Below are 22,494 nucleotides of genomic sequence, written 5' to 3'. Positions count from 1 at the left end.
AACTGCATAAATTGGCCCTGGATATCGCCATGCCCGCTCTCTTCTCGATGTTTCGACCTGCCCGGAGGCGGTTCGATGACCTCAGTACGCAGGAAGTTCTCTCACTCGCGATCCTGGCGGAGGAAGAGGATGGACGCATCTACTCGGCCTATGCAGCCAACCTGAGCCATGACTATCCCGCATCGGCCGCGATGTTCGATGCCATGGCTGCGGAAGAAAATGAGCATCGCAGCGCCTTGCTCGATCTCTATGTGCGCCGGTTCGGTCCAACCATCATCCCAATTCGCCGGGAGCATGTCGAAGGGTTCTATGCACGAAAACCCCTGTGGCTGGTGAAATCGCTGCCCCTGGAACGTGCCCGGGCGGATGCCGCCGACATGGAGCGTCAGGCGGAAACCTTTTACCGGCTGGCAGCTTCGCGCAGCACGGATGCGGAAACGCGGAAATTGCTCGGAGATCTCGCAGCCGCAGAAGCGCAGCACGAGCGCAAGGCTTTGTCTCTCGAAGGTGAACTGACAACCGGCGACGAAGGAAAGGCCGAGCAGGAGCAGGCCAAGCGCCAGTTCGTGCTGACCTGGGTTCAGCCCGGCCTCGCGGGGTTGATGGACGGTTCGGTTTCGACCCTGGCACCGATCTTTGCAACGGCCTTCGCCACGCAGAACCCGTGGACGACCTTCCTGATCGGCCTGTCTGCTTCGATCGGCGCGGGCATCTCGATGGGGTTCACCGAAGCGGCTCATGACGATGGCAAGCTGTCGGGACGCGGCCCGCCCTGGAAACGCGGGCTGGCCTCCGGTGTCATGACGACGATCGGTGGTTTGGGACACGCACTCCCCTACCTCATCCCGCATTTCTGGACCGCGACGGCCATCGCGCTCTGCGTGGTTTTCGTCGAGCTGTGGGTCATTGTCTGGATCCAAAACCGTTTCATGGAGACTCCCATCGGTCGGGCGATGTTCCAGATCATCCTGGGAGGACTTCTCGTCCTGGCCACAGGCATTCTCATCGGCGGCTCGTGACCGAGCGAGGTCCTTATGCAGCACAATCCCGAACAAGCTCGATATGACAGACCCAGCATCGTCTTCCATTGGCTGACCGCCGCGCTCGTCCTGCTGCTGTGGCTGATGGCTCAAAGCGAGGCTCTGCTGCCGCGCGAGTGGCGCCATGGCATGTGGTCGTTCCACATCACGGCCGGAACGGTCCTGGTCCTGGTCTATTGCGCCCGCCTGCTCTGGCTGATGTCATCCGCGACACGCCCTGTATCGATCAATGCCGGGGTGCTTCGACTGGCGGAACGGATCACGCACGGGCTCCTATATGCTCTCCTCGCCACAACGCTCGTTCTCGGTATCGTCAATGTGGCAGCCAGAGGCTGGGACCTGTTCGGCATCGTGCAGATTCCGGGCTTTGCCCCCGAGGATCGATCTCTGCGCCGCTCCATCAATGGCTGGCATGAGCTTGCCGCCAACGGGCTACTCATTCTCGCCGCGGCTCACGCCGTCGCGGCACTTTATCATCAATTTGTACGGAGAGACGGCCTGCTGAGGCGCATGTGGTTCGCGCCGCAGGAAAACTCCTGAGCAGAGGGCAAGCGATTGCCAAGGTGCAGCACGGAATGGGCCGATTGGGCGGAAGCGCACCTGCCGTTCGAACTCCAGGGCCAGACTCAACCCGTTCGTGCAGAGGAGTGCCCCGTGAAGACGTACCCAACCCCGCGTACGGATCTGATCAGAGCCGCTGGATTGTGGCCCACTTCAATCTTCTTACGCAGACGAGAGATTTGAGCGTCGATCGCTCGATCAAAAGCCTCGTAATTTCGGCCCCTCGTCAAATTCATCAACGTATCGCGCGAGTAAACGCGACCTGGATACTTGGCCATCACCAAAAGAATATTGAATTCTCCCGTCGTCAGCGCGACATCCGTTCCTTCCGGATTGAGCAACCGGCGCTCCTGAGGGTCGAGCGTCCATCCATTGAACCGAATGACTTCTGCGCCTTCACCACCAACCAGTTGAACCGGCACTGGGTGCTGCCGACGTAATACAGTGCGCACCCTCGCCAGCACCTCGCGCAAATGGAACGGTTTGGCGATATAATCATCGGCCCCCATCTCAAGTCCGACGATGCGGTCGACGACATCGCCCCGCCCGGTCAGCATGATGATTGGAACGTCCGAGCCCGTACGAATTTCACGGGCCAGCATCAATCCGTCCTCGCCGCCACCGAGGATCAGGTCGAGCAGGACGATGTCGATAGCATTGCGCTGCAACGCGTCCCGCATTCCCCGCCCGTCGGCCACCGCGCTGACATGGTAGCCCTCCTCCTCGAAATAGCGGATCAGCATCTGGCGTATGCGCTGATCGTCGTCCACGACCAGAAGATGAGCGCTTCGGGATGTCGGGTCGGCCATGGCAGAAAGCACCAATCGGGCCACGGATCAGATGTTACAATCGGTAACAATTTTCGACAGACGCTAACACGCAGACCTTCGCAGCGCCATGCACCGCCGCTTTCCTCTCCGCGTCAAACCGGTGCGGAGGATAGCGCCATGCTCACTGTCAACGCGGCGTCGAGCTTCCATGCCCCGCTGCCCGTTATCGCGAACGATCGAGCAAGACCCGGATTGCTGGGGCTCTTCAGTCAGCAGCCTCTGGAGACGTTCGGGCGTGGCCAAACCGTTTGCCGGGACGGCGATCCGGCAACGCATGTCTTCAAGATCGTGGCCGGGATCGTCCGCATTGCCAAAATCCTCAGCGATGGCAGCCGCGTTATCACCGGGTTCTTCTATCCCGACGAAATCTTCGGTCTTTCTCCAGACGAACGTTATCTCGGTGACGCCGAGGCCATCGGTGACGTCAAGCTCCGCCGATTACATCGGAACCGCTTTCAGCAGGCGGTCGACAGCTCGGAACAATTGCGCCCGCAATTCGTCAACTGGCTGTACCGCGAAATGGCAAGCGCACAGGCGAGAACCGTATTGCTCGCGCGCAAGAATGCCGAAGAGCGCATTTGCGATCTCCTCCTCGCGCTTGCGCGGCGCGCCGGCGACGATAGCGGCCCGGCCACCGAGATCGAAATCCCGATGAGTCGCGTCGACATGGCAGATTATCTGGGTCTGACGATCGAAACGGTGTCGAGAACGATGACGAACCTGATCAAGCGGGGCGTCATTCAGTCCATCGCGCGCTACCGCTTCACGATACGCAAGCCGGCACTCTTGAGAAGACTTGCCGGCAGCGGTGACGAATACGATGATCCGAGCGGCACTCCTCCTGGCCGACAGGCCATGCGAGCGCATTGACAGGTGGCTATGACGGCAGCGCGCGGGCCAAGGGCGATCAGCCAGCGAAGCCTGGACGAGATCGTTCAGGTTCTCGACGATGCCAACATCATCGTTTTCGAGCTCGACGGCAGAATTCTTCGCTGGAGCGGGGGCTGCGAGGATCTCTACGGTTGGACTGCACGCGAGGCGCTCGAGCAGAACGTCCGCCAACTTCTCAAGACGGATTTTCCGGAGCCACTCGACGACATCATCCGGGCCGTGCGTCAGGCTGGGACCTGGAAAGGCGAGCTGACGCAGCACCACAGAGAAGGACGGTCGATATTCGTCATGAGCCGCTGGGTCGTCGTGAGCCGGCAAGCGCCGGAAAACATGGTCGTCCTGGCTACGAATATCGATATCAGCGACCTGAAGAACGCACAGGCTGCTCTCGCCTCCCGGCAATCACACCTGCTCTCGATTCTCGAAACGGTGCCGGAAGCAATGGTCGTGATCGACGAAGCCGGTATCATGATGTCGTTCAGCAAGGCTGCGGAGAAGCTGTTCGGCTATACCGCCGACGAGGTCTGCGGCCGAAACGTCAAGATCCTCATGCCCAACCCCGACCGGGATCGGCACGACGGGTATATCGGCCGCTACCTCGCGACCGGCGAGCGGCGGATCATCGGCTTCGGGCGCGTGGTCACCGGCCGGCGAAAAGACGGAACGACCTTTCCCATGGAACTCGCGGTTGGCGAGGCCGCCGCAAACGGCAAGCGCATCTTCACCGGCTTCATCCGCGACCTGACCAGTCGTCACCGGATGGAGGAGGAATTGCGGCAGTCCCAGAAAATGGAGGCCATCGGGCAGCTTACGGGAGGGATCGCGCATGATTTCAACAACCTGCTGGGGGTGATCAGTGGAAACCTCGAGATGATCGAACGGCGTCTCGAAGACGGCCGGCTCCGCGAATTGTTGCGCGAGGCCCAAGACGCGGCCGATGACGGAGCCAAGCTCACGGGCCAGCTTCTAGCTTTCGGCCGGCGGCAAGCCCTCAATGCGAAGCTCACGGACATAGGACAGCTCGTGTCGACCTTCGCCGAGCTGCTGCGGAGGACACTTGGCGAAACGATCGAATTGCAGACCGTCGCCACCGGCCATTCCCTGTCGGCGCTCGTCGACACCACCCAGTTGCAGAATGCTTTGCTGAATCTTGCGCTGAACGCCCGGGACGCCATGCCGCGCGGCGGACATCTCAAGGTCGAAATCGCGCGCATTCACCTCGACCGCGATTATGTCCAGATGTACCCGCAGGTTCGACTGGGCGACTATATCCTTATCAGCGTCTCTGATACCGGTGTCGGGATGACGGAAGAGGTCCAGCAACGGGCGTTCGACCCCTTCTTCACCACGAAAGGTGTCGGCGCGGGAACCGGGCTCGGCCTCAGCATGGTCTACGGTTTCGCACGTCAATCGGGCGGCCATGTGCAACTCTACAGCGAGCCCGACGAAGGAACGACCGTTCGGCTGTTTCTCCCGGCCCCCACTCCGGAGCCCGGCGAAGAAACGGACAACGTCGACCCTGTTCCTTCAAGCAAGCCGCACGCTGACGAATGCATCCTCGTGGTCGAAGACGATGCCCGCGTGCGGAGGGTCGTCATCGCGCGCCTCGAAGCGGAAGGGTATCGCGTCATCCAGGCTGCCGATGGCAGGGAGGCGCTGTCGATCATCGCCGCGCACCCGGAAATCCGGCTGCTCTTTACCGATATTATCATGCCGGGCGGCATGTTCGGCGACGAGCTTGCCAGAGAGGCCCGCAGTCTTCGCCCGAACCTGAAGGTTCTCTTCACCTCCGGCTATGCCGAGCCAAGCCTCGCCGGGCGCGGGCTGGCGGAGGGAAGCTGGTTGAAGAAACCGTACACTGCGCAGGAGCTGGCCACACGCTTGCGCAGCCTCCTCGATTGAGGCTTTGCGCCGACCCGACCCCAGCTATGCCGTCACTGACGGCGCCCATCGCCGCGCGCAGGGAGGGCTCGGCCAGACTGCCGCCGCTCCAGCCTGAGAGCCGATGGCTGCAAGAGCGCATCCGGCGACGATATCGATGTTCTCCTGCGCCGAGATGCGCGTCCACTCCTTTGCGGCTCCATGCCGCGAAATCTGGTCGATCACGACGCTGGGGGTAGCGTCGGAGGGATCGCCACGACGCTCTGTCACCCGTTGCACGAGCGTATCTTTCGGTGCCTGGAGCCAAAGGCCGTAGAACGGCATGCCTGCGCGCCGCGCCACCTCCCCGATCCTCTCCCGATCGACCCGCCGATCGAAGACGGCATCCGCGACAACAGCATGGCCTTGCGCCAGCATCAGTTCCGCAAGCTGCATCATGGCCGCATAGGTTCGTGCGGCGGCGTCCGCGCCATAGGCCTCCATCGGCAGGCGGGTCTCTGCCGAAACACCCCACAGTTTCTTCCGAATGCGATCGCTGGCAGCTATGCGGGCGCCCGGGGGAGGTCCCAGCGTTGGCGCGAGCTTCGCCGCAACCGTCGATTTCCCCGAACCCGAATAGCCACCGACCGCGACCAGGACGGGAAGCTGCGTCGTCAGAAGGCGGCGGCAGAGCTCCAGATAGCTTCGCGCCGCGGCCAAGCGGGAAGTCTCGGACCTGCCGCTATCGACCGCGATGACATGCGCTCGCACGGCAGCCCTCACCGCCATGAAGAACGGCATCAGGCGGATGCCCCTCTCATCGTCAGTGGTATCAAGATAGCGATTGAAGAGGATGTTCGCGAGCGTTTCGAGCTTGCGATGCCAGAGATCCATCAGAACGAAGGCGAGATCATAGAGGACATCCACGGTCGCCAGGTCCTCGTCGAACTCGAGACAATCGAAGAGCAACGGCTTGCCGTCGAACAGGCAGATGTTGCGCAAGTGCAGGTCACCATGTCCGCGCCGAACCTTTCCCTCGCGCGCCCTCCGGTTCAGCAAGTCCGTATGGTGGGCCAGCGCCTCCCGGCAGCCCGTGATGACGGCGTCGACTTCGCTGCGAGGGAGAATATCCGCATTGGCAAATGCTCTCTCATTGACGGTCAGCACGCGTTTCATCCGCGCAGCCCCCGCTTCATCCGTCGAGACCGGAGCTACCTGGTGGAGACGCGCGATCGCGCCGGCCAACTCGGCCATGTCAGAAGCGGAGAGACGCTCTCTCTCCGCCATTCGATCGAAGAGGAAATTATCGTTGAAGCGTTCCATTTCCAGCACGGCATCGACCAGCTCGCCCTGGCCATTCAACGTCAGGGCACCGTTCAGCTCCCGGGTGATCCGGTGAACCCCGCGATACAATTTCGGAGCCGCCCGGCGGTTGAGCATCAGTTCTTGCTCGCACAATGCCAGCCGCCGTTCGGGCGTCGATAGATCAACATAGGGCAGCGTGACGGATCGTTTCAGTTTGAGCGCGCGCGAACCAATCAGCAGAACGATCGAGATGTGGGTGGAGACCATTTCCATCCACTCAGCCCCGCCCCCGAAAGCGCCTGCCGACCCCAGAAAGCAGATCGTTTCGTTCTGGCTGGTCATCGGCATGACGAGGCTCCGATCGATCGCTCCACTATTCTCCGATCCCACGAGGCGACCTTGATTCTCATCAAATTCGACAGCGGGGTGTCCTTGCCAGGCCGATAATCAGCTTAGGTTGGAGGAGCTCACATCGCCTCTTGCCAACGGCTCTTCATTCTTGACGCGGATCAAGGACAGCCGACGGGAGCAACTGTCAGAAAGCCGATCTCAGCCAAAGAGTTCTGCCATGTCCGAAGCGGGCGTGTTCGACTGGGTTGCCAAGATCAGGCGTTCCTGGCGGGCTTGGCGCAGCCGCCCGCCCCTGGAGATCGCAAACGAGCTGGATCAGAAGCCCGCCTTTGCGTTCCTGCTGCATCTGCGGGCCTTCATCAGTCTCGTCCGCGAAATCATGTCCCGCTGAGATACTCCCGACCTTCGCCAACCCGTTGCCCCGCGAAAGGCCTCACTCGGATGCGAGAGCTTTCCGCAACCGTCTGACGATCTGTTTCCGTGCGCGTTCGTCCGCTGCCAGCGACATCTGCTCGTCGATATCGAGGATCAGGCTGGACAATTCATTATGCCAATCGAGCCGCCCTGCGCTTTCTGCCGCGCTGCGGACCGGCCCGCCGATCTGGCGAGGCGCTCCACCCGGGAGCGCGAAGACGCTGTCTAGCGCAGGCTCGATGACATGCAGCCCGGAGTCCAGGTTCTTCAACCTGCCCGCAAAACCTCGCAGAGCCAGCTCCTCGCCATGCGTCAGAAAAACCGAACCGGAGATCGGCCGCCGCTTCGCGATCCAGGCAGCGAGCTGAGGCCCGTCAGCATGGCCGGAGTAGAGGTCGAGCGAGCGAATGCGGGCCTTCACCTGGACGTCCTCGCCCATCAACCGCACATGGCGGGCGCCGTCGAGGAGGATTCGACCGAGCGTCCCCTGCGCCTGGAAGCCGACGAACAGGATCGTCGCGGCGCCACGCCACAGCCATTCCTTCAAATGATGCCGAATGCGCCCGGCATCGCACATGCCGCTCGCCGCTATCACGATGTGAAAGCCGCGGATGCGGTCGATGGCCTTGCTCTGCTCGACGGATTCCGTGAACCGGACCCGTGGATCCCGCAACGCCTCCAGCAAGGCTTGGCCATTGGCCATCTCGCCAGCGTGTTTCTCGAAGATCGCGCTGGCCTTGGTCGCAAGGGGTGAATCGACGAAGATCGGCGCCGCCGGGATGCGGCCCATCGTCATCAGGTGGACAAGATCCACGAGGAGTTCCTGGGTCCGTTCGACGGCAAAGGAGGGAATGAGGAGCGGCCCCGAAAGCCCGGCCGCGGCCGTTACCTCTGCTTGCAGCAACATCAGGCGTTGGTCGAGCGTAACGTCTTCCCGATCGACGTCGCCATAAGTCGTCTCGCAGATGACGTAGTCGACCCCTTCTGGGCTGGCCGGATCGGCGTGGAACGGTTTGAGGCTCGAGCCGATATCACCCGAGAAAAGTATCCGAAGGGGAACACGGCCGGGTCTGTCGATCTCGACCTCGATGGAGGCCGAACCGAGCAGATGGCCAGCGTCCCAGTATCGCGCCCGAATCCCTTTGGCGATTTCCATCAGCCTGCCGAGCGGAACGGCACGAAACTGCGTCAGCGTCGTGATGGCCTGCTCGGCCCCGTAGATCGCTTCTACCGCCGCCCGGCCTCGACGCGCGTTTCTTCGGTTGAGCTGCTCAACCTCCATTTCCTGGATATGACCGGAATCGGGCAACATCACCGAGCAGAGATCGATCGTCGCCGCAGTCGCGAATATCGGCCCCTGGAAGCCGTCCTTCGCCAGCTTGGGCAACAATCCGCTGTGATCGATATGAGCATGCGTCAGGAGGACTGCGTCGATTGATGCGGGGTCGAAAGGAAACTCCCGGTAGTTCAGTTCCTTTTCAGACTTCGACCCTTGGAACATTCCGCAATCGACCAGGATGCGAGCCTCGTCCGTCTGAAGCGCGAAGCAGGAGCCGGTGACAGCATGGGCCGCCCCGTGAAAGCAGAGGCTGATCCCCGTTTGCTGTTGAATATTCGCCTCTGGCATTGTCGATCTCCGAAAAGAGCCGCAGGCCCGAAGCCCAACGAAGGCTTTTGGAACATGGTCCGCCGAACCACGCCTTGAGACCGATCAAACCCGCTCCTGATCCGTCCCTTTCAGCGGGATCAACGCGGAGGCGAGATCAGTCACGAAAAGAAACGTCTCGCGCAATCCTTCGACGCTATCGCCCACGGCAACCTTGCGCTTCGCTGCCGGGATTCAGTCTACAGGGAGTAAGGCGATGATTGTGCATTCGACCCAGGCGTTTGAGCACGGGCTTTGATGGCCCAGAACGGCATCGAGCACCGGCTCATCAGGATCGATCGTCCCAGGTCCCGCGAACGAGCCGCACGATCAAGGCCGCCACCGTAGAACGCCGCCACTAAAACGGCCACCACCAGCCCGAACGCCATCTCTCAGACTTCGTCAGCGCCTGCAATTTCGGCCTGCGTTTGAAGACCCTCGAGGGTCTCACACCCCAATGGCGGGATAATGCACCTGGCGCCGACGAGCTCGGGCAGCGAACGAAAGCGGCTCATAATTCCGAACGGGGCGGTAATTCGTGAAAGATGTAACGGGCGAGCTTCTGCGCGAAAGCATTGCCTCCTATGGGCTTCGCCGGCCAGCGTCAGGCTCGACCTTTCGGCGGCCGGCACTATCAGAGACGATATACGCCAGCACCTGATCTGGTCTCCGCGAACACGGTCGAAGCCCTTCGAAGGAACGCCAGAGGCGATCAGCGCGACCTGGGGTCGGAGGCATCGCGCAGCGCATCGCCAAGGAGGTTGAGGGCGAGCACGGTGAGCAGGATGGCGAAGCTGGGGAAGACGGCGAGCCACCAGGCGTCGAGGATGTTCTCGAAGCCTTCGCGGATCATGCCGCCCCAGGTGGCGGTCGGCGGCGGGACACCGAGGCCGATGAAGGAGAGCGAGGCTTCTGTGCGGATCGCCGAGGCCATCCAGAGCGAGCTCATCACCACGACGTCGGAGAGCATGTTCGGCAGGATGTGGCGGAACATGATGCGCAGCGGCCCGCAGCCATAGGCGCGGCTGGCTTCGACGAAATCACGCTGCTTGAGGGTGATCGTCGGCGCGCGGGCGACGCGGGCGAAGGGCGCCACCTCGGTGATCGCGATGGCGATGATCAGGTTCTCCAGGCTCGCGCCCAGCATGGCCGCAATCATCAGGCCGAGCAGCAGCGTCGGGAAGGAGAGCATGACGTCGAGCACGCCCATCACGATCTGATCGAAGACGCCGCCGATATAGCCGGAGATCACCCCGATCGTCGTGCCGACGGCCATCGCGATCAGGATCGCGACGAAGCCGACGAAGAGCGAGATGCGCGCGCCGTAGATCAGGCGCGAGAGCACGTCGCGGCCATAGGAATCGGTGCCCAGCAGGAATTCCGCGGAAGGCGGCTCGAGCCGCGCCACGATGTTCTGCTCGAGCGGGTCGTGGGGCGCCAGCCAGGGCGCCGAGACCGCGACGATCACGATCGCCGCCAGCAGCAGCAGGCCGACCCAGGACAGGCGGTTGCGCGTGAAGGAGAGCCAGAGCCCGCCCGGCCGCACCGGTTCGGTCGCGGTGATGTCGGTCATTCGTATTTCACCCTGGGATCGACGAGGCCATAGGCGAGGTCGGTGAGCGTGTTCACGATGATCACGCAGAAGGCGAAGATGATCATCAGCCCCTGCAGCAGGGTGTAGTCGCGCGCATTGAGCGCGCCGACGATCAGCTTGCCCAGCCCCGGCCGGTTGAAGATGATCTCGGTGAGCACCGAATTGCCGATCAGCGTGCCGAAATACAGGCCGACGATGGTGATGATCGGGATCAGGCTGTTACGCAGCGCATGCTGCAGCACGAGCTGCGACGAGCCGACGCCCTTGGCGCGCGCGGTGCGGATGTAATCTTCGGTGAGGATGCCAAGCATCGCCGAGCGGGTGACGCGCATCACATAGGCCATCATGATGATGCCGAGATTCAACGCCGGCAGCGCGAGCTGGCGCATGCGGTCGGCGAAGTCGGTGCCGCTCGCCGCCCCTCCCAGGACCGGGAACCAGCCGAGCTGGATCGCGAAGACGATCAGCATCAGGATGCCCGAAACGAAGGCCGGAAAGGACAGTCCGACCAGCGAGACGATGCGCGAGACATAGTCGATCCAGCCGTTGCGGGTCAGTGCCGCCGCGATGCCCAGCGGCAGGCCGAAGATCAGCCCGACGGCGATTGCCGCCAGAGTGAGCTCGATCGTCGAGGGCAGCACCGTCAGCATCTCGTGGATGACGCTGCGCCCCGTGCTCATCGACATGCCGAGATTGCCGGTGAAGACGTCGCCGAGGAAGGTGAGATACTGGACATAGAGGGGTCGGTCGAGACCCAGCTTCGTCCGCAGCGCCGCCAGGGCCTCGGTGCTCGCCTGGTCGCCCAGTATCACCGAAGCCGCGTCGCCGGGGACGAGCCTGACCAGCACGAAGATCGCGGTCAGCATCACCAGCAATGTCGGCATCGCCAGGATGAGCCGTCTTATCGTGTAAGCCATCATGCCGCGTGTCTGCCTTGCATCAGACGTGCCGGCGCGAAGGCTGCGATCGAGCGCGTGGTCTTCTGGTCCACCACGAGGTCGCGCATGATCTCGCCCAGCACGGGCACCAGTTGGAAGCCGTGGCCGGAATAGCCGAAGCTGTGAAACAGGCCGGGTGTTTGGGGCGAGGCGCCGATCACGGGAATATGGTCCCGCGTCTGCGCCTCGATGCCCGTCCAGCAGCGCGCGATGCGCACGCCCTGGACGATAGGGAACAGGTCGCTGGAGGCGCGGGCGCCCTTCGCCAGCTCCACGAAGTTCACGGTGCTCCGCTGGCGGTCGATATCGGCGGCGCCCTGCAGCCCGCCTCCGATCACCAGCGTCCCCTGATCCGATTGCTTGAAGGACAGCGCCCTTCCGACGACGCTGACGACGGGGGCCAGGAAAGGAGCAAGCCGCTCGGTGGCCATCATCATCGAAGCGCGCACGCCCAGTTCGATGGACTCGCCGAACAGAGCCGCGACCCGCCCCGCCCAGGCGCCGGCCGCATTGACCACGGCCGGGGCGCGGAAGCTGCGGACGCCGCAGCCCAGCAGCCAGTCGTCACCCTGGCGCTCAACGGCCCCGACACCGCAACCTTCGACGATGGTGACGCCGGCCCGCTCGCAAGCGCCGCGGAAAGCCGCGATCGTGCGATGCGGATCCGCAGCGCCATCGTTGCGGGCGATCAGCGCCCCGACGCAATGGGGGCTCAGCGAGGGAATCAGCCGCCGCAGTTCGGCGGCGTCGATCATCTCCTCGTGACCGTAGCCGAGCTTGCGCATCGTCACCTCGCGCTCCTGTAGCGCCGGCATATGCGAGTCGAATTCGGCGACCTTGAACTGGCCATGCGCATGGAAGCCGCAATCGTCTCCGACGATGCTCGCTATGTGATGCCACATCTCCATGGCCTCGAGCGAGATCGGCACCTCCGCAAGGTCTCGCCCAAGCGTGCGCACGCCGGCAGCCGTCGCGCTCGATGCGTGGCGGCCGATCCAGTTACGTTCAAGGATGACGACGCTCCTGCCGGCGCGAGCCAGGCTCAGCGCCGCCGTGAGCCCGTGCAGGCCGCCGCCGATCACGGCGACGTCGAAGCCTTGTGCAGACACCGGCGTCATGCGGCGTTGTCCGGCTGCTCTAGCGCGGCGAGTTCTCCGAGCGTGACCGGCTTAAGCGGCGGCCTGATGCGATAGAAGCCCAGAGCCTCCGGCGGGCGGTTCTGCGCGCTGCCAAGGATGTGCATGACGGTGTAGCCGCATTGGCGGCCCTGGCAGGGTCCCATGCCGGCGCGCGTGAAAGCCTTCACCTGATTGGTGCCCGGCCGACCGACCGCCGCCCGCGCGCGCAAGGTCCCCGCCGTAACCTCCTCGCAGCGGCAGACGACGGTTTCGTCGGGCGGGGCGAAGACTTGCGGGCGCGGTTCGTAGAGCGCATCGAGGAAGGGCCGGAACGCGAGTTCGCGCTCGAGCACCTTGCGCGCGGGCGCAGCCTCCGCTTCCGCCATGGCGGCCGAGACCTTGCCGAGCCTGGCGGCGACTGCCAGCCCCGCGAGTGTTCCGCGATGCTCGGCGGCGATGGCGCCGGCAATGCCGGCGCCATCGCCGGCAACGAACAGGCCGGGCTGAGAGCTCTCGCCCCAGCCGTCGAGAACCGGCGCATAGCAGCGCTGATCGTGCCGCCATTCGACCTTGCAGTCGAGGGCGAGCGGCGCATGGATCGAGGGAACCAGTCCCTCATGCACGAGCAGCACCTCGGCCGGCGTCTCCTGCCAGGCGCCGCCCTGCCTGCGGTAGCGCAGGCTCTGCAGCCTGCCCTCGCCCCTGGCCTCGATCTCGGCGACATGCTTGACCGTCTTCACCCCCGCACGCTTCAGGGCAAGCGTCCAGGCAACGCCCTTCCAGAGATCGCCGGCCTTGCCGAGCGCCGCCGGCAGATGCCGCAGCGCCGCGCCGAGGCGTCCTGGCGGGGTGGTGTCGAGGAAGCCTGCGACCTTGCCGCCGGCCGCCAGAAGCTGTGTCATGTAGAGCAGCGGCAGCGGTCCGCTCCCGGCGATCCAGACCGGCTTCTCCGGCACCTGGTCGGCCGTCTTCAGCAGGATCTGCCCGGCGCCGACCGTCAACACGCCCGGCAGGGTCCAACCCGGAAACGGCACCGGGCGCTCCTGCGCCCCGGTCGCCAGGATCACCGCCCTGGCCGAAACCGTGCGGGCTTTGTCGCCGCTGGTGACGAAGGCCCGGAAACCGGGCTCGATCTGCCAGAGCTGCGCACCGGGCTCATAGGCCGCCCCGCCGCTGCGAAACGCTGCCGCGCGCGAGGCACCCGCGAGATAGGAATCGCCCAGGCGCGCGCCGCGCGGGCTTGCCGCGACGGTCTCGACCGAACGCCAGATCTGCCCCCCCGGCGCGGGCTGGTCGTCGACCACGAGCACGTCGAGGCCATGGCGGCGGGCGACGACGGCTGCCGCCATACCGGCCGGGCCGGCGCCCACAATGAGAAGATCGACCGCACTCATGCCGACAGCATCCGACGTCCGAGCTGACGCGACACGCGCATGCCGTCGCGCACCGTGGTGAGGCAGGTCTGCACCGAACCCACGCCGTCGACCTCGGCCAGGCATTCGAAGCATACGCCCATCATGCAATAGGGCGCCCGCGGCGACTGCGACACCGTCGAGGTCCGGTTCCAGCCCTCGGGCTGCCGCAGCAGGAGCGCCGCGAGGTTCTCGCCGGCCTCGGCCGAGACAGCCTTGCCGTCGATCAGGACCGTCACGGCCGACGGGCCGGGATCATGCAGCTTTCGGAACATCGAAACGTCTCTGGTGGAAGGGAGTCAGGAAGTCGGGCAGCTCGCCGTCGCGGATCGCGCGGGCGAGTTCGCGTGCATGAATGGCCGCCAGCGTCACGCCGGAATGGCAGAGCGCGACGAAGGCGCCCGGATGCGTCTGCGACTGCGCGTAGATCGGGTAGCTGTCGGGCGTCATGACGCGTAAGCCCGCCCATTGGCGCACGAGCTTGGCGCCGGCGAGAGCGGGCATGATGTCCACGGTCTTGCGGCTGAGCCGCGCGGCGGCATCGCTGGTCGTGGAGAGGTCGAAACCGGTCTCTTCCTGTGTGGCGCCGATCATGACGGTGCCCTCGCCCGTCTGGCGCAGCCCGCTCGCCGGCAGCGGCAGGAACGGCTCGAACCGCTCCGTCACCAGCACCTGGCCCCGCTGCGGACGCAACGGCACGTCGAGCCCGACTTGCGCGGCGAGCGCGGCGGAGCCCAGTCCGGCCGCGATGACGATGCGCGGTGCGACCAACTCGTCCCCATCGAGCAGCAGGCGGAAATCCGCCCCGGCGCGCTCGATCTTGCGGACCGTCGCATTGCTGCGCACGACGCCCCCCTGGCGGACGATCGCCTCATGCAGCGCCATCAGAAGGCGGAGAGGATTGGCATGACCATCCAGGCGGCCGAAGCTTGCCCCGGACACCGCCTTGCCCAGCCGCGCCTTGGGCAGAAGCCTTTCGAGTGCGGCCCGGTCGATCATCTCCCAGTCGGGCTCGCCGCCATCCCACTGGTTATGGAGCCGCTGCAGCTGGGCGCGGCGGTTCTCGAAGCCGTCCTCGCCCATGCAGAAGACGATGCCGCCCTTGTTCTCGTAAGCGAGGTCCGCCCCGCAGAGGCCCTCTACCTCGGTGGCGAAGTCGCGCCAGAGGTCGACACTGGCGCGAGTCAGCGTCTGGTAGGCGGGCAGGCCCATGCCCTTGCCCTGCAGCCAGACCAGCCCGAAATTTGCCTGCGCGGCGCGATAGTCCCCGTCGCTGCCGTCGAGCAGCAAGACGCTCTGCTTCAGGCCGGTGAGGCCATAGGCGATCGCGGCGCCGACAGTCCCTCCCCCGATGACGATGATGTCCGGACGCATGCGATTTCCCTTGCTCAAACGCAGCTAGAGCCTTAATCGCCATTTCGTCAAAGTCGAATTTCTCTATACTCTATTCCAAAAGGTTATGAGATGGTGCGCCAGCTCAATCTCCGCCAAGTGGAAGCCTTCAAGGCCGTGATCGAGCACGGCACGGTGAGCCGCGCCGCCGAAGTGATGAACGTCTCCCAGCCTGCGATCAGCAAGCTGGTCGCGCATCTTGAGGAAGACACGGGCCTGCGCCTGTTCGAACGCGTAAAGGGCCGCCTCGCGCCGACACCCAATGGCATGCGACTCTACAGCGAGGTCGATCGCATCTTCGCCGGCCTCCGCCAGGTGGAGAACGCGGTCGAGACCATCCGCCGCGACGAGCAGGGCCGCCTGCTCATCGGCGTGATGCCGGCCCTTTCCGGCTCCTTCATCGAGCGCTCGACGACGGCATTTCTCGCGCGGCAGCCGGGCGTGTTCTGCTCCATCCAGTCGCGCAGTTCACAATGGATCACGGAAGGGATCGTGGACCGAAAGCTCGATGTCGGCCTGGTGATCGCGCCGATCGACAACCCCTATACCGACACTGAGCCGATGATGGGCCATCCCGTCGTCTTCATCGCGCCGCTCGATCATCCTCTCGCGGCAAAGTCCGTGATTCGGCCGGAGGATCTGATCGGCCAGCCATTCATTTCCTTCGACCCGGAGAGCCACACCAGCCTGCGTACCTACGCCACGCTCAAAGCACATGGCGTGGTCCCCAATACGGTCATGGTGGTGAACGTCTCGCCGACCTTGTGCGAATTCGTTGCCGCCGGTGCCGGCGTCTCGCTCGTGCATCCGCTGATCGTCGGCGGCCTGCGCGACAAGCTGGCGATCCGCCGTTTCGAGCCGGCGATCCAGCTCGACTTCTATCTCTGCCGCGTCCGCGACAGCCGGAATGCCCGGCTCGTCGATGCATTCCTGGAAGCCGCCCGCGAGGTCGCAGCGGAAATTTCCCACAGCATGCCCGCGATGGATTGAAGCGAGGTGGCCTGCCGGCCCGTCAGGCTGGCGGCGCCGCTCCGCCCAGCCGCAATTCGCGGAAGGCAGCGACCAGTGCGCCAAGGTCACCCCGGCGCAGCCCGTCGACCGCACCGAGAAGCCGGTTTTGCTGCGTATCCCCGGCAGTGCGGCGCGTGACGATACGCAGCTTCTCCTCAAGCTCCTGCCAGGAAGGCGGAGCGCTCGCCTCGCCGCGCGGCCCGGTGATCTCGGAGACATGGCGCTGTCCGCCGGCCTCGACGGTCACCCGGGTCAGCGTTTCCGCGGGGAAACGAGCCTCGATCTCAGGATCGAGCCGCAGCGAAACCTTGCGCGCGATGGCGACGATCTCCGGCCGCTCGACGAAAACCCCGGTGAGCGGCAGCAATGCCTCGCGGCCATGCAGAGCGACCAGCCCCAGGCAATAGGGAATGCTGAACTGGATCTCCGTGAACCCTTCGGGGTCCGGGCGGTTGGTCAGCCTCAGCGCGCCGCTATAGCTGTCGACCTCGATCGCCTCGATCGCGCCGGCTGCGATGCCGTGCCGGGACATCAGTTCGAGCAGTGCCTCCACCGGCGCATGTACATGCCTGCAGCAGCAGAGAAATTTGAAATAGCCGCGGGCAATGTAGAGTTTGTCGCCCAGCCCGGCGACGATTTCCGCGCTGCGGAAATGGGTGTCCGTATCGAGCAAGGCAAGCGGACCGCTATGACCGTTCTCGGCGAGTGCGAGGGCGGAGACAGCCGTTACACCAGACCACGGGATGCCTTCCTTGACATCAGTCCCCTCCAGCGCCGGAAAGGCAGGCCCTGCCCCGGCATGGAGCTGGTTCGGCGCGCTGGCGCCCGCAATGGCGAAGGCGTGGGCAAGTTGCTCCGGGGGCGTACCCTTCAACAGCCCGGCCGCTGCGACGACGCCGTAGCCTGACCACATGCCGGTATTGGCATAGAAGCGCCGCGCGGCACCGACCGCGACTCCCACCTCATAGCCGACGACGATCGCCTTCAGCAGATCATCGGCCGAAGCGCCGACCTGCTGGGCGACGGCGAAGGCCGCGGGAATGATCGCGGCACCGGGGTGGCCTCGGGCGATCCTGTGCCCGTCGTCGATATCGAGCGCCGCCGCGGCGGCGCAGTTCGCCCAGACGGCCCCGAGGAGACTGGACCGCTCCCCGGTGAACCACATCGAATAGTCGCCTGTTCCGTGCAGCTCGCGCGCGGCACTACGTGCGGCGCACGGTCCCGGCGCATCGACGCCGGAGGCGGCCGCTGCGACGAGATCGAGAACACACCGCAAGGCAGCCTCGCGCGCTTCCGCCGCGAGCGGCGCCGCGCGCGCCGCATGAACATGGGCTGCGAGCGCCTCGATCGTGGTGGTCATCGATCGGTGCCCGACCAGGCTCACTTCGCCTTGACGGTCGTGAGCTCGGTGATCGGCGGGGCGAGGTTCATCGCGCCCTTGAGCTCGTAACCGAAATCGAGGCGGTCGCTATGCGCCCAGACCTGGCGCAACTCGAACAGCGGGATGGCGCAGACATCCTCCATGATCTTGCGCTGGGCCTCCTTCCAGAGAGCGAGCTGCTTGGCCGGATCGGCCTCGATGCGGGCAGCGTCGATCTCGGCATCCGCCACGGAACAGTGCGAGAAATTCGTGACGCCGGTGGGCGTGCCGACGATCGCGCGCGAGTGGAAGAATTCCGACAAATAGGTATCGGCGATCGGGAAGCGGGCCGCACCGTAGAAGATCATGCCGCTCAGGTCCTTGCGCGACTGGGCCTGATAGGTGGCGTGGTCGACGACCTGCATGTCCAGCTTGATCCCGACCTTGGCCAGTTGCGACTGGATAATCTCCATGAAGGGCTGCTGGGCCGAGATGTTCGAGACGATAGACTTGATCGTGAAACCGTCCTTGAACCCCGCCTCTGCCAACAGGGCCTTCGACCTGGCCAGGTCGAACTTGTAGGCGGCCGAGCAATCCTCGCCGAGATAGCCGGGAGGCACCACCGAGCAGCCCTTGGGACCGACATCCTTGCCGACGAAGCGGACGAGATCGTCGACATTGATGGCTGCCGCCACCGCCTGGCGGACCTTCACATTGTCCAGCGGCGGCATGGTCCGGTTCAGGCTCAGCGTGCGGAACTCGCCAGGCGCGAAAACATCGACGTTGAAGCCGCCGCGCTTGCGGGCGTTGTCGACCCAGCGCTGCTCGCGCTTGCCGTACATCAGATCGATCTCACCGGAGCTGAAAGCAAGCTCGCGGGCGCTGTCGGACGCGATGGCGCGGGCCAGGATGGTGTCGATCTTGGGCTTGCCGCGGAAATAGTCCTTGTGGGCGGCAAGCTTCACATATTGCTGCGTCACCATGTCGACGAACTGGAACGGGCCGGTGCCGACCGGATTGGCGCCGAACTTGTCGCCGAGCTCCTCGGCGGCCTTGCGGCTCACGATGTTGCCGCCATGGTAGTTCGAAACGCGACCGAGGAAGTTGACGTCGGGATACTTCAGCGAGACGCGAACGGTGTAGTCGTCGACCTTCTCGATCTTCTCGATGGCGCGAAAGTCGTTCGCGAAAGTGGAGCGCTTGGGATCGCCCGACCGGGTCAGCGAGTAGACCACGTCATCCGCGTTCATCTCGCCCCAGGTGCCGTGGAATTTCACGCCCTTGCGCAGGTAGAAGGTCCAGACCTTGCCATCCGCGCTGCGCTCCCAGCGCTCCGCCAGGTCGGCCTCGAGATCCTTGGGATCGGCGCTGCCGGGCTTGAAGCGGACGAGGCCGTTATAGATCCAGCCAACCATGGCCTTGTCGCTTGTGGCGCTGGCGCGATGGGCATCCAGCGTCGACACGTCACCGGCTCCCGAACTCGCCCTCAGCACCACCTCCTGTGCCGTAGCCAGTGCTGGCAGGCAAACGGTGAATGCCAGGCAGGAGAGCCGCAACGCAGCCTTGATCATATTCTCATCCTCCAAGATGGTATTATTCTGCTCTGAATGATGACGGGCGCAGCTTGGAGATGTCCAAGTCGAAATCACCGCAACCCTATTCCTATTGGTTATAGCCTGCCGCCCAAGCAATATCCCGGCGACAGGGTACGTCTCACCCAGATCAATCCTCTCGCCAGGCAACGGCCGCCGGCGCATTCTCCTGGCGAAACCGGTCAGGCCTGAACGTGGCGAGTTCATTACGTTCCTTGCCGGACAGGATTTCGTCCGCGATCAATTCGCCCAGGAAGGGAGCGAGCGTGACGCCGCTATGCGTCACGGCGACATAGTAGCCCGCCAGATCTCCGATCGGGCCGATCGCCGGCTTGCCGTCGGCCGGCAGCGCCCGGACACCGATGCGGACCGCCTCGACCTTCGCCCGGCCGATCGACGGCACGACCTGCGCCGCAATCCCGACCAGGCCGTCCGCCTCCCGGCAAGCAACGTCGGCAGGGGTTCCCGGGAGGATGGTGCGATCATAGTGATCCTGGCGGATTACGATGCGCCCTGCCCCGTCCGCCCGCATGTGGCACTGTGCGGCCATCACGACCGTGCGAAGATTGGCGGCGACCGGAGCCGTATAGGCGAGCATGCCGGAGGTCGGCGCCAGCGGGACCTGAAGGCGTTGCTCGTCCGTGACCGAATTCGACCAGCACCCGGTGCAGTTCACGACGAGGTCGGCTGGAATCTCACCTGCCGCGCAGGCGACGCCGACAGCCTTGTCACCGCGGACGACGAGCCTCGCCGGACCCTGCTCCGTCAGCAGCGTGGCGCCCAGCCGCACGGCCTCGCGCAGGAGCGTATGGGTGATCAGGACCGGATCGACCCAGCCCTCGTCGGGGAAGAAGCCGATCGGCGCCTCGCCCACGGCGGCCGGATCGATATCAGGCTCGATCTCCCGCAGCCGCGCGCGGTCGATGATCTCCGCCGCGTAGCCCCAGTCGCGCAGGCGTTCGATGCGATCGTTAAAGACGTCGCGATCCTCGCCGGGCGCAGCCCATTCGACGGTACCAGCGCCATGCCACCAACCGCCCTGCGGAAATCTTTCGCGCAAGTCGCGATGGGCCCGCATGCCGCCAATGTTCAGGTCGTAATAGGCGCGCGGCGTCTTGCGATGAGCATTCGTCCAGGCGAAGCTCCTCGCCGAGGTGCCGTCGCCGACCCGCGCGGCCTCGACGACGGTGACGCTCGCCCCGCCTTCGGCAAGCCGGAAGGCGACATTCGCGCCGATAATACCGGCACCTATCACGACAATGTTCACGGCTGGGTGGCCCATCTGGTCAGGGAGGATTGCGCTCAGCGCGCACCGAAGCCGCTTGCAAGGAGCTTGGCGATGCCGGCCGCATCGAGCCCGTCCAGACCGAGCTTCTCGAGGTTCCAGCCGCTCTGCCAGTAATCGCAGCCATGCATCGCGTTGGTGTAGTTCACGGTCGCGTCGAGCATCAGTGTCGCGACGCCCAGCGCCCGCGCCAGCGCGACGGCCGGGACGAGCTGAGTGGGAATGTCCTCGCTGAGATAGCGGTAACGCAGATCCGGGGGACTCTTGACCTGCTTGTAGCCGGGCACGGCGTGAACGACCTCGTAGAAGCTGTCGCCGGGAACGTCGTAGGATTGCTTCAGAATATCGGCGAAGGTCGTCAACGGGGCGCCGAGCGCCTTCAGGATCTGCTGCCGTTCGGCATCGACCGCATCGATGACCCGGGCGATGCTCGGGGTGATCTCGTAGCTGTCGTAGATATAGGGGCCGTCCGCCTCGATGCGGGCCGCATTCATGATCATCGGGATGGGGTGGAGCCCCATCGCGGCACCGGCGAAGCCGGTCTCGAGGACATTGGCGTTGGCGAGCAGTTGCGGGAAGTCCGCGGCGAGCCGCTCCAGCAGTTCCTGCGTCCGCGAAGCCGGAAAGACGCCGACGGGTAGCGTCTTCTTCTTGCTCGCGATGCGCAGCGCGTTCGGGCCGGCATTGCGGCCGCCCAACGGCATCGCCGAGGTCTGGGCCACGAGCAGATCGGGAGCGCCCGCCTTCGCCGCGATCCCCGCGATCAACAGCGCTCCGCCGAGTCCCCCCGGACAAAGCAGAATGATCTGATCGTTACGCAGTTTTCCTGCGGATGCCGCGAGGATTTCCTCATATGCCGTCTGCGGCGTCATGAAGATCAGCACCTCCGCAGTCTCAACAGCCGCCGTGATGTCTGAGGCGACCTCGATGCCGGTGACCAAGGTACGCTGCCTGCCGCCGACGACGCTCTCGACCTGACAGTCGACGTCGAGGCCGGGCGCGGCAGCCAGCGCATCCAGGGCAGCCTTGCGAACCGCCTGCTCCGCCACGATGACCCGATTGCCTGCCAGACGAAGCTCCGCCGCGAGCGCAAGTGCGTGCTCTGTCGCGCCGATGACGGCGTAGGTTCTGGCTGCTTGAATCATAGAGAAATCCTAGAAACTGAAGAGTACAGTGTGCAGGTCTGGAGTCGCTGGAACCAAGACAGGAATTCTGACTGACAGGATTTATCGACCTGACGAAACATTGCGAACTCGCTCCGCAGCAGGCGCCATCCAAGATAAGAAAGAGACAATCATACTGTAAATCTGAATATAATTATCAGAACAATCTTTCGACATGAATCTCAATTGAATCCGAATGCTACCTCGAACACGATCACGCAAACCTCCTATTGGCGTCAAATTCCAATTTGGATCCACGATATTCTAAAAAGTTATATCCAATAATATCCAGAAATTCTCAGAAATTCGAGCGATCAGCTATTTCTGAATGCTGCCGGCACATTGTCATACTGCCGCTCCAAAGCGGCGGATGCGCCGGTATCGCTTCCATTGCAGCGATCCGCCTCACAAGACGGGAGCGGCCTACGCCAGCCCAAAGCCAGAGACGGGCCGTCGTCAGCCCGACCTCGCGGGCGACCAGATACTAGCCCGCCAAAGCCGTGATCCGTATCGTCATCGACGCGCCACGGCCCGTTGCCCGAGGCTCGCCATGCCGCAACAGGCTATCCTCCTCAATAGGCATGTTTTTCAGCGTTCGCTGGTGCGCGGATCGAGCAGGTCGCGCAGCGCGTCGCAGAGCAGGTTCATGGCGAGGATGGTGAGTGTCAGCACGGCGCAGGGCCAGAGCAGCAGGAGCGGCGCCTGCTCCATGGTCGAGCGCGCGCCGCGGAT

At 64.2% G+C, this 22,494-nt stretch carries 19 protein-coding genes and 1 pseudogene; 7 read left to right on the top strand and 13 right to left on the bottom strand.

All coding sequences use genetic code 11. The annotated features are described in order from the left end of the window. Window positions 1–29 precede the first annotated feature (29 nt). Window positions 30–1,019 carry an iron exporter MbfA gene (gene mbfA, locus J0I42_RS15560; protein ID WP_291656027.1) on the top strand — a complete coding sequence of 330 codons (990 nt, stop codon included), beginning with the start codon at window positions 30–32 and terminating at the stop codon, window positions 1,017–1,019. Window positions 1,020–1,034: 15 nt separating this feature from the next. After that, window positions 1,035–1,580: a cytochrome b gene (locus J0I42_RS15555; protein WP_291656026.1), complete on the top strand. Its 546-nt coding sequence runs from the start codon at window positions 1,035–1,037 to the stop codon at window positions 1,578–1,580. A gap of 86 nt (window positions 1,581–1,666) precedes the next feature. On the opposite strand, the gene J0I42_RS15550 is transcribed toward J0I42_RS15555, so the two are convergent. Continuing rightward, window positions 1,667–2,410, bottom strand: coding sequence for a response regulator (locus J0I42_RS15550; protein ID WP_291656024.1), 744 nt, complete (start codon window positions 2,408–2,410; stop codon window positions 1,667–1,669). A gap of 138 nt (window positions 2,411–2,548) precedes the next feature. On the opposite strand from J0I42_RS15550, the gene J0I42_RS15545 reads away from it, so the two are divergent. Next, on the top strand, window positions 2,549–3,301 hold the full coding sequence (locus J0I42_RS15545) for a Crp/Fnr family transcriptional regulator (RefSeq protein ID WP_291656023.1): 753 nt from the start codon (window positions 2,549–2,551) through the stop codon (window positions 3,299–3,301). A gap of 9 nt (window positions 3,302–3,310) precedes the next feature. After that, window positions 3,311–5,224 carry a hybrid sensor histidine kinase/response regulator gene (locus J0I42_RS15540; RefSeq protein ID WP_291656021.1) on the top strand — a complete coding sequence of 638 codons (1,914 nt, stop codon included), beginning with the start codon at window positions 3,311–3,313 and terminating at the stop codon, window positions 5,222–5,224. 24 nt (window positions 5,225–5,248) lie between these two features. On the opposite strand, the gene J0I42_RS15535 is transcribed toward J0I42_RS15540, so the two are convergent. Continuing rightward, window positions 5,249–6,835, bottom strand: a complete 1,587-nt coding sequence (locus J0I42_RS15535; protein WP_291656020.1) for a bifunctional aminoglycoside phosphotransferase/ATP-binding protein — start codon at window positions 6,833–6,835, stop codon at window positions 5,249–5,251. Between the two features lie 220 nt (window positions 6,836–7,055). On the opposite strand from J0I42_RS15535, the gene J0I42_RS15530 reads away from it, so the two are divergent. Next, entirely contained in the window at window positions 7,056–7,229 is a 174-nt protein-coding gene (locus J0I42_RS15530; RefSeq protein ID WP_291656019.1) for a hypothetical protein, read from the top strand. Between the two features lie 42 nt (window positions 7,230–7,271). Here the strand turns inward: J0I42_RS15530 and J0I42_RS15525 are convergent, their stop codons facing one another. Continuing rightward, window positions 7,272–8,879, bottom strand: a complete 1,608-nt coding sequence (locus tag J0I42_RS15525; protein ID WP_291656017.1) for an MBL fold metallo-hydrolase — start codon at window positions 8,877–8,879, stop codon at window positions 7,272–7,274. A gap of 279 nt (window positions 8,880–9,158) precedes the next feature. Here J0I42_RS15525 and J0I42_RS15520 point away from each other — a divergent pair. Further along, window positions 9,159–9,352, top strand: a pseudogene (locus J0I42_RS15520) (IS481 family transposase); the annotation flags it as partial. 257 nt (window positions 9,353–9,609) lie between these two features. Here the strand turns inward: J0I42_RS15520 and J0I42_RS15515 are convergent. The 6 genes from J0I42_RS15515 to J0I42_RS15490 are packed head-to-tail and all read right to left on the bottom strand — an operon-like array spanning window position 9,610 to window position 15,333. After that, on the bottom strand, window positions 9,610–10,470 hold the full coding sequence (locus tag J0I42_RS15515; RefSeq protein WP_291656015.1) for an ABC transporter permease: 861 nt from the start codon (window positions 10,468–10,470) through the stop codon (window positions 9,610–9,612). Then, on the bottom strand, window positions 10,467–11,411 hold the full coding sequence (locus J0I42_RS15510; RefSeq protein ID WP_291656014.1) for an ABC transporter permease: 945 nt from the start codon (window positions 11,409–11,411) through the stop codon (window positions 10,467–10,469). Before J0I42_RS15510 ends, J0I42_RS15515 begins: the two co-directional genes overlap by 4 nt. Next, window positions 11,408–12,547 (bottom strand): NAD(P)/FAD-dependent oxidoreductase, encoded by a 1,140-nt coding sequence (locus J0I42_RS15505; RefSeq protein WP_291656013.1) that lies wholly within the window; start codon window positions 12,545–12,547, stop codon window positions 11,408–11,410. The genes J0I42_RS15510 and J0I42_RS15505 overlap by 4 nt, the downstream gene beginning before the upstream one ends. Next, on the bottom strand, window positions 12,544–13,941 hold the full coding sequence (locus J0I42_RS15500) for an NAD(P)/FAD-dependent oxidoreductase (RefSeq protein WP_291656011.1): 1,398 nt from the start codon (window positions 13,939–13,941) through the stop codon (window positions 12,544–12,546). Before J0I42_RS15500 ends, J0I42_RS15505 begins: the two co-directional genes overlap by 4 nt. Next, window positions 13,938–14,234 (bottom strand): (2Fe-2S)-binding protein, encoded by a 297-nt coding sequence (locus J0I42_RS15495; RefSeq protein ID WP_291656010.1) that lies wholly within the window; start codon window positions 14,232–14,234, stop codon window positions 13,938–13,940. The genes J0I42_RS15500 and J0I42_RS15495 overlap by 4 nt, the downstream gene beginning before the upstream one ends. After that, entirely contained in the window at window positions 14,215–15,333 is a 1,119-nt protein-coding gene (locus J0I42_RS15490; RefSeq protein WP_291656008.1) for an NAD(P)/FAD-dependent oxidoreductase, read from the bottom strand. Before J0I42_RS15490 ends, J0I42_RS15495 begins: the two co-directional genes overlap by 20 nt. 90 nt (window positions 15,334–15,423) lie before the next feature. On the opposite strand from J0I42_RS15490, the gene J0I42_RS15485 reads away from it, so the two are divergent. Continuing rightward, a complete protein-coding gene (locus J0I42_RS15485; RefSeq protein WP_291656007.1) occupies window positions 15,424–16,341 on the top strand; it encodes a LysR substrate-binding domain-containing protein in 918 nt (305 codons plus the stop codon). A 22-nt stretch (window positions 16,342–16,363) separates the two neighbouring features. On the opposite strand, the gene J0I42_RS15480 is transcribed toward J0I42_RS15485, so the two are convergent. The 4 genes from J0I42_RS15480 to J0I42_RS15465 form a co-directional block, all read right to left on the bottom strand. Further along, entirely contained in the window at window positions 16,364–17,722 is a 1,359-nt protein-coding gene (locus tag J0I42_RS15480) for an MmgE/PrpD family protein (RefSeq protein WP_291656006.1), read from the bottom strand. A gap of 20 nt (window positions 17,723–17,742) precedes the next feature. Further along, window positions 17,743–19,293: an ABC transporter substrate-binding protein gene (locus tag J0I42_RS15475; RefSeq protein ID WP_291656004.1), complete on the bottom strand. Its 1,551-nt coding sequence runs from the start codon at window positions 19,291–19,293 to the stop codon at window positions 17,743–17,745. Between the two features lie 151 nt (window positions 19,294–19,444). Beyond that, window positions 19,445–20,581 (bottom strand): NAD(P)/FAD-dependent oxidoreductase, encoded by a 1,137-nt coding sequence (locus tag J0I42_RS15470; RefSeq protein ID WP_291656002.1) that lies wholly within the window; start codon window positions 20,579–20,581, stop codon window positions 19,445–19,447. 35 nt (window positions 20,582–20,616) lie between these two features. After that, on the bottom strand, window positions 20,617–21,744 hold the full coding sequence (locus J0I42_RS15465) for an NAD/NADP octopine/nopaline dehydrogenase family protein (protein ID WP_291656001.1): 1,128 nt from the start codon (window positions 21,742–21,744) through the stop codon (window positions 20,617–20,619). Window positions 21,745–22,494: the final 750 nt, after the last annotated feature.

Source organism: Allobosea sp. (assembly GCF_017308015.1).
Lineage (GTDB): Bacteria > Pseudomonadota > Alphaproteobacteria > Rhizobiales > Beijerinckiaceae > Allobosea.
This window is presented reverse-complemented; position numbering and strand designations above follow the sequence as displayed.

What these genes read in the sequence shown, in the direction of transcription:
- mbfA (WP_291656027.1), top strand. Translation starts at nt 30, where the DNA reads ATGCCCGCTCTCTTCTCGATGTTTCGACCTGCCCGGAGGCGGTTCGAT.
- J0I42_RS15555 (WP_291656026.1), top strand. Translation starts at nt 1,035, where the DNA reads ATGCAGCACAATCCCGAACAAGCTCGATATGACAGACCCAGCATCGTC.
- J0I42_RS15550 (WP_291656024.1), bottom strand. Translation starts at nt 2,410, where the DNA reads ATGGCCGACCCGACATCCCGAAGCGCTCATCTTCTGGTCGTGGACGAC.
- J0I42_RS15545 (WP_291656023.1), top strand. Translation starts at nt 2,549, where the DNA reads ATGCTCACTGTCAACGCGGCGTCGAGCTTCCATGCCCCGCTGCCCGTT.
- J0I42_RS15540 (WP_291656021.1), top strand. Translation starts at nt 3,311, where the DNA reads ATGACGGCAGCGCGCGGGCCAAGGGCGATCAGCCAGCGAAGCCTGGAC.
- J0I42_RS15535 (WP_291656020.1), bottom strand. Translation starts at nt 6,835, where the DNA reads ATGCCGATGACCAGCCAGAACGAAACGATCTGCTTTCTGGGGTCGGCA.
- J0I42_RS15530 (WP_291656019.1), top strand. Translation starts at nt 7,056, where the DNA reads ATGTCCGAAGCGGGCGTGTTCGACTGGGTTGCCAAGATCAGGCGTTCC.
- J0I42_RS15525 (WP_291656017.1), bottom strand. Translation starts at nt 8,879, where the DNA reads ATGCCAGAGGCGAATATTCAACAGCAAACGGGGATCAGCCTCTGCTTT.
- J0I42_RS15515 (WP_291656015.1), bottom strand. Translation starts at nt 10,470, where the DNA reads ATGACCGACATCACCGCGACCGAACCGGTGCGGCCGGGCGGGCTCTGG.
- J0I42_RS15510 (WP_291656014.1), bottom strand. Translation starts at nt 11,411, where the DNA reads ATGATGGCTTACACGATAAGACGGCTCATCCTGGCGATGCCGACATTG.
- J0I42_RS15505 (WP_291656013.1), bottom strand. Translation starts at nt 12,547, where the DNA reads ATGACGCCGGTGTCTGCACAAGGCTTCGACGTCGCCGTGATCGGCGGC.
- J0I42_RS15500 (WP_291656011.1), bottom strand. Translation starts at nt 13,941, where the DNA reads ATGAGTGCGGTCGATCTTCTCATTGTGGGCGCCGGCCCGGCCGGTATG.
- J0I42_RS15495 (WP_291656010.1), bottom strand. Translation starts at nt 14,234, where the DNA reads ATGTTCCGAAAGCTGCATGATCCCGGCCCGTCGGCCGTGACGGTCCTG.
- J0I42_RS15490 (WP_291656008.1), bottom strand. Translation starts at nt 15,333, where the DNA reads ATGCGTCCGGACATCATCGTCATCGGGGGAGGGACTGTCGGCGCCGCG.
- J0I42_RS15485 (WP_291656007.1), top strand. Translation starts at nt 15,424, where the DNA reads ATGGTGCGCCAGCTCAATCTCCGCCAAGTGGAAGCCTTCAAGGCCGTG.
- J0I42_RS15480 (WP_291656006.1), bottom strand. Translation starts at nt 17,722, where the DNA reads ATGACCACCACGATCGAGGCGCTCGCAGCCCATGTTCATGCGGCGCGC.
- J0I42_RS15475 (WP_291656004.1), bottom strand. Translation starts at nt 19,293, where the DNA reads ATGATCAAGGCTGCGTTGCGGCTCTCCTGCCTGGCATTCACCGTTTGC.
- J0I42_RS15465 (WP_291656001.1), bottom strand. Translation starts at nt 21,744, where the DNA reads ATGATTCAAGCAGCCAGAACCTACGCCGTCATCGGCGCGACAGAGCAC.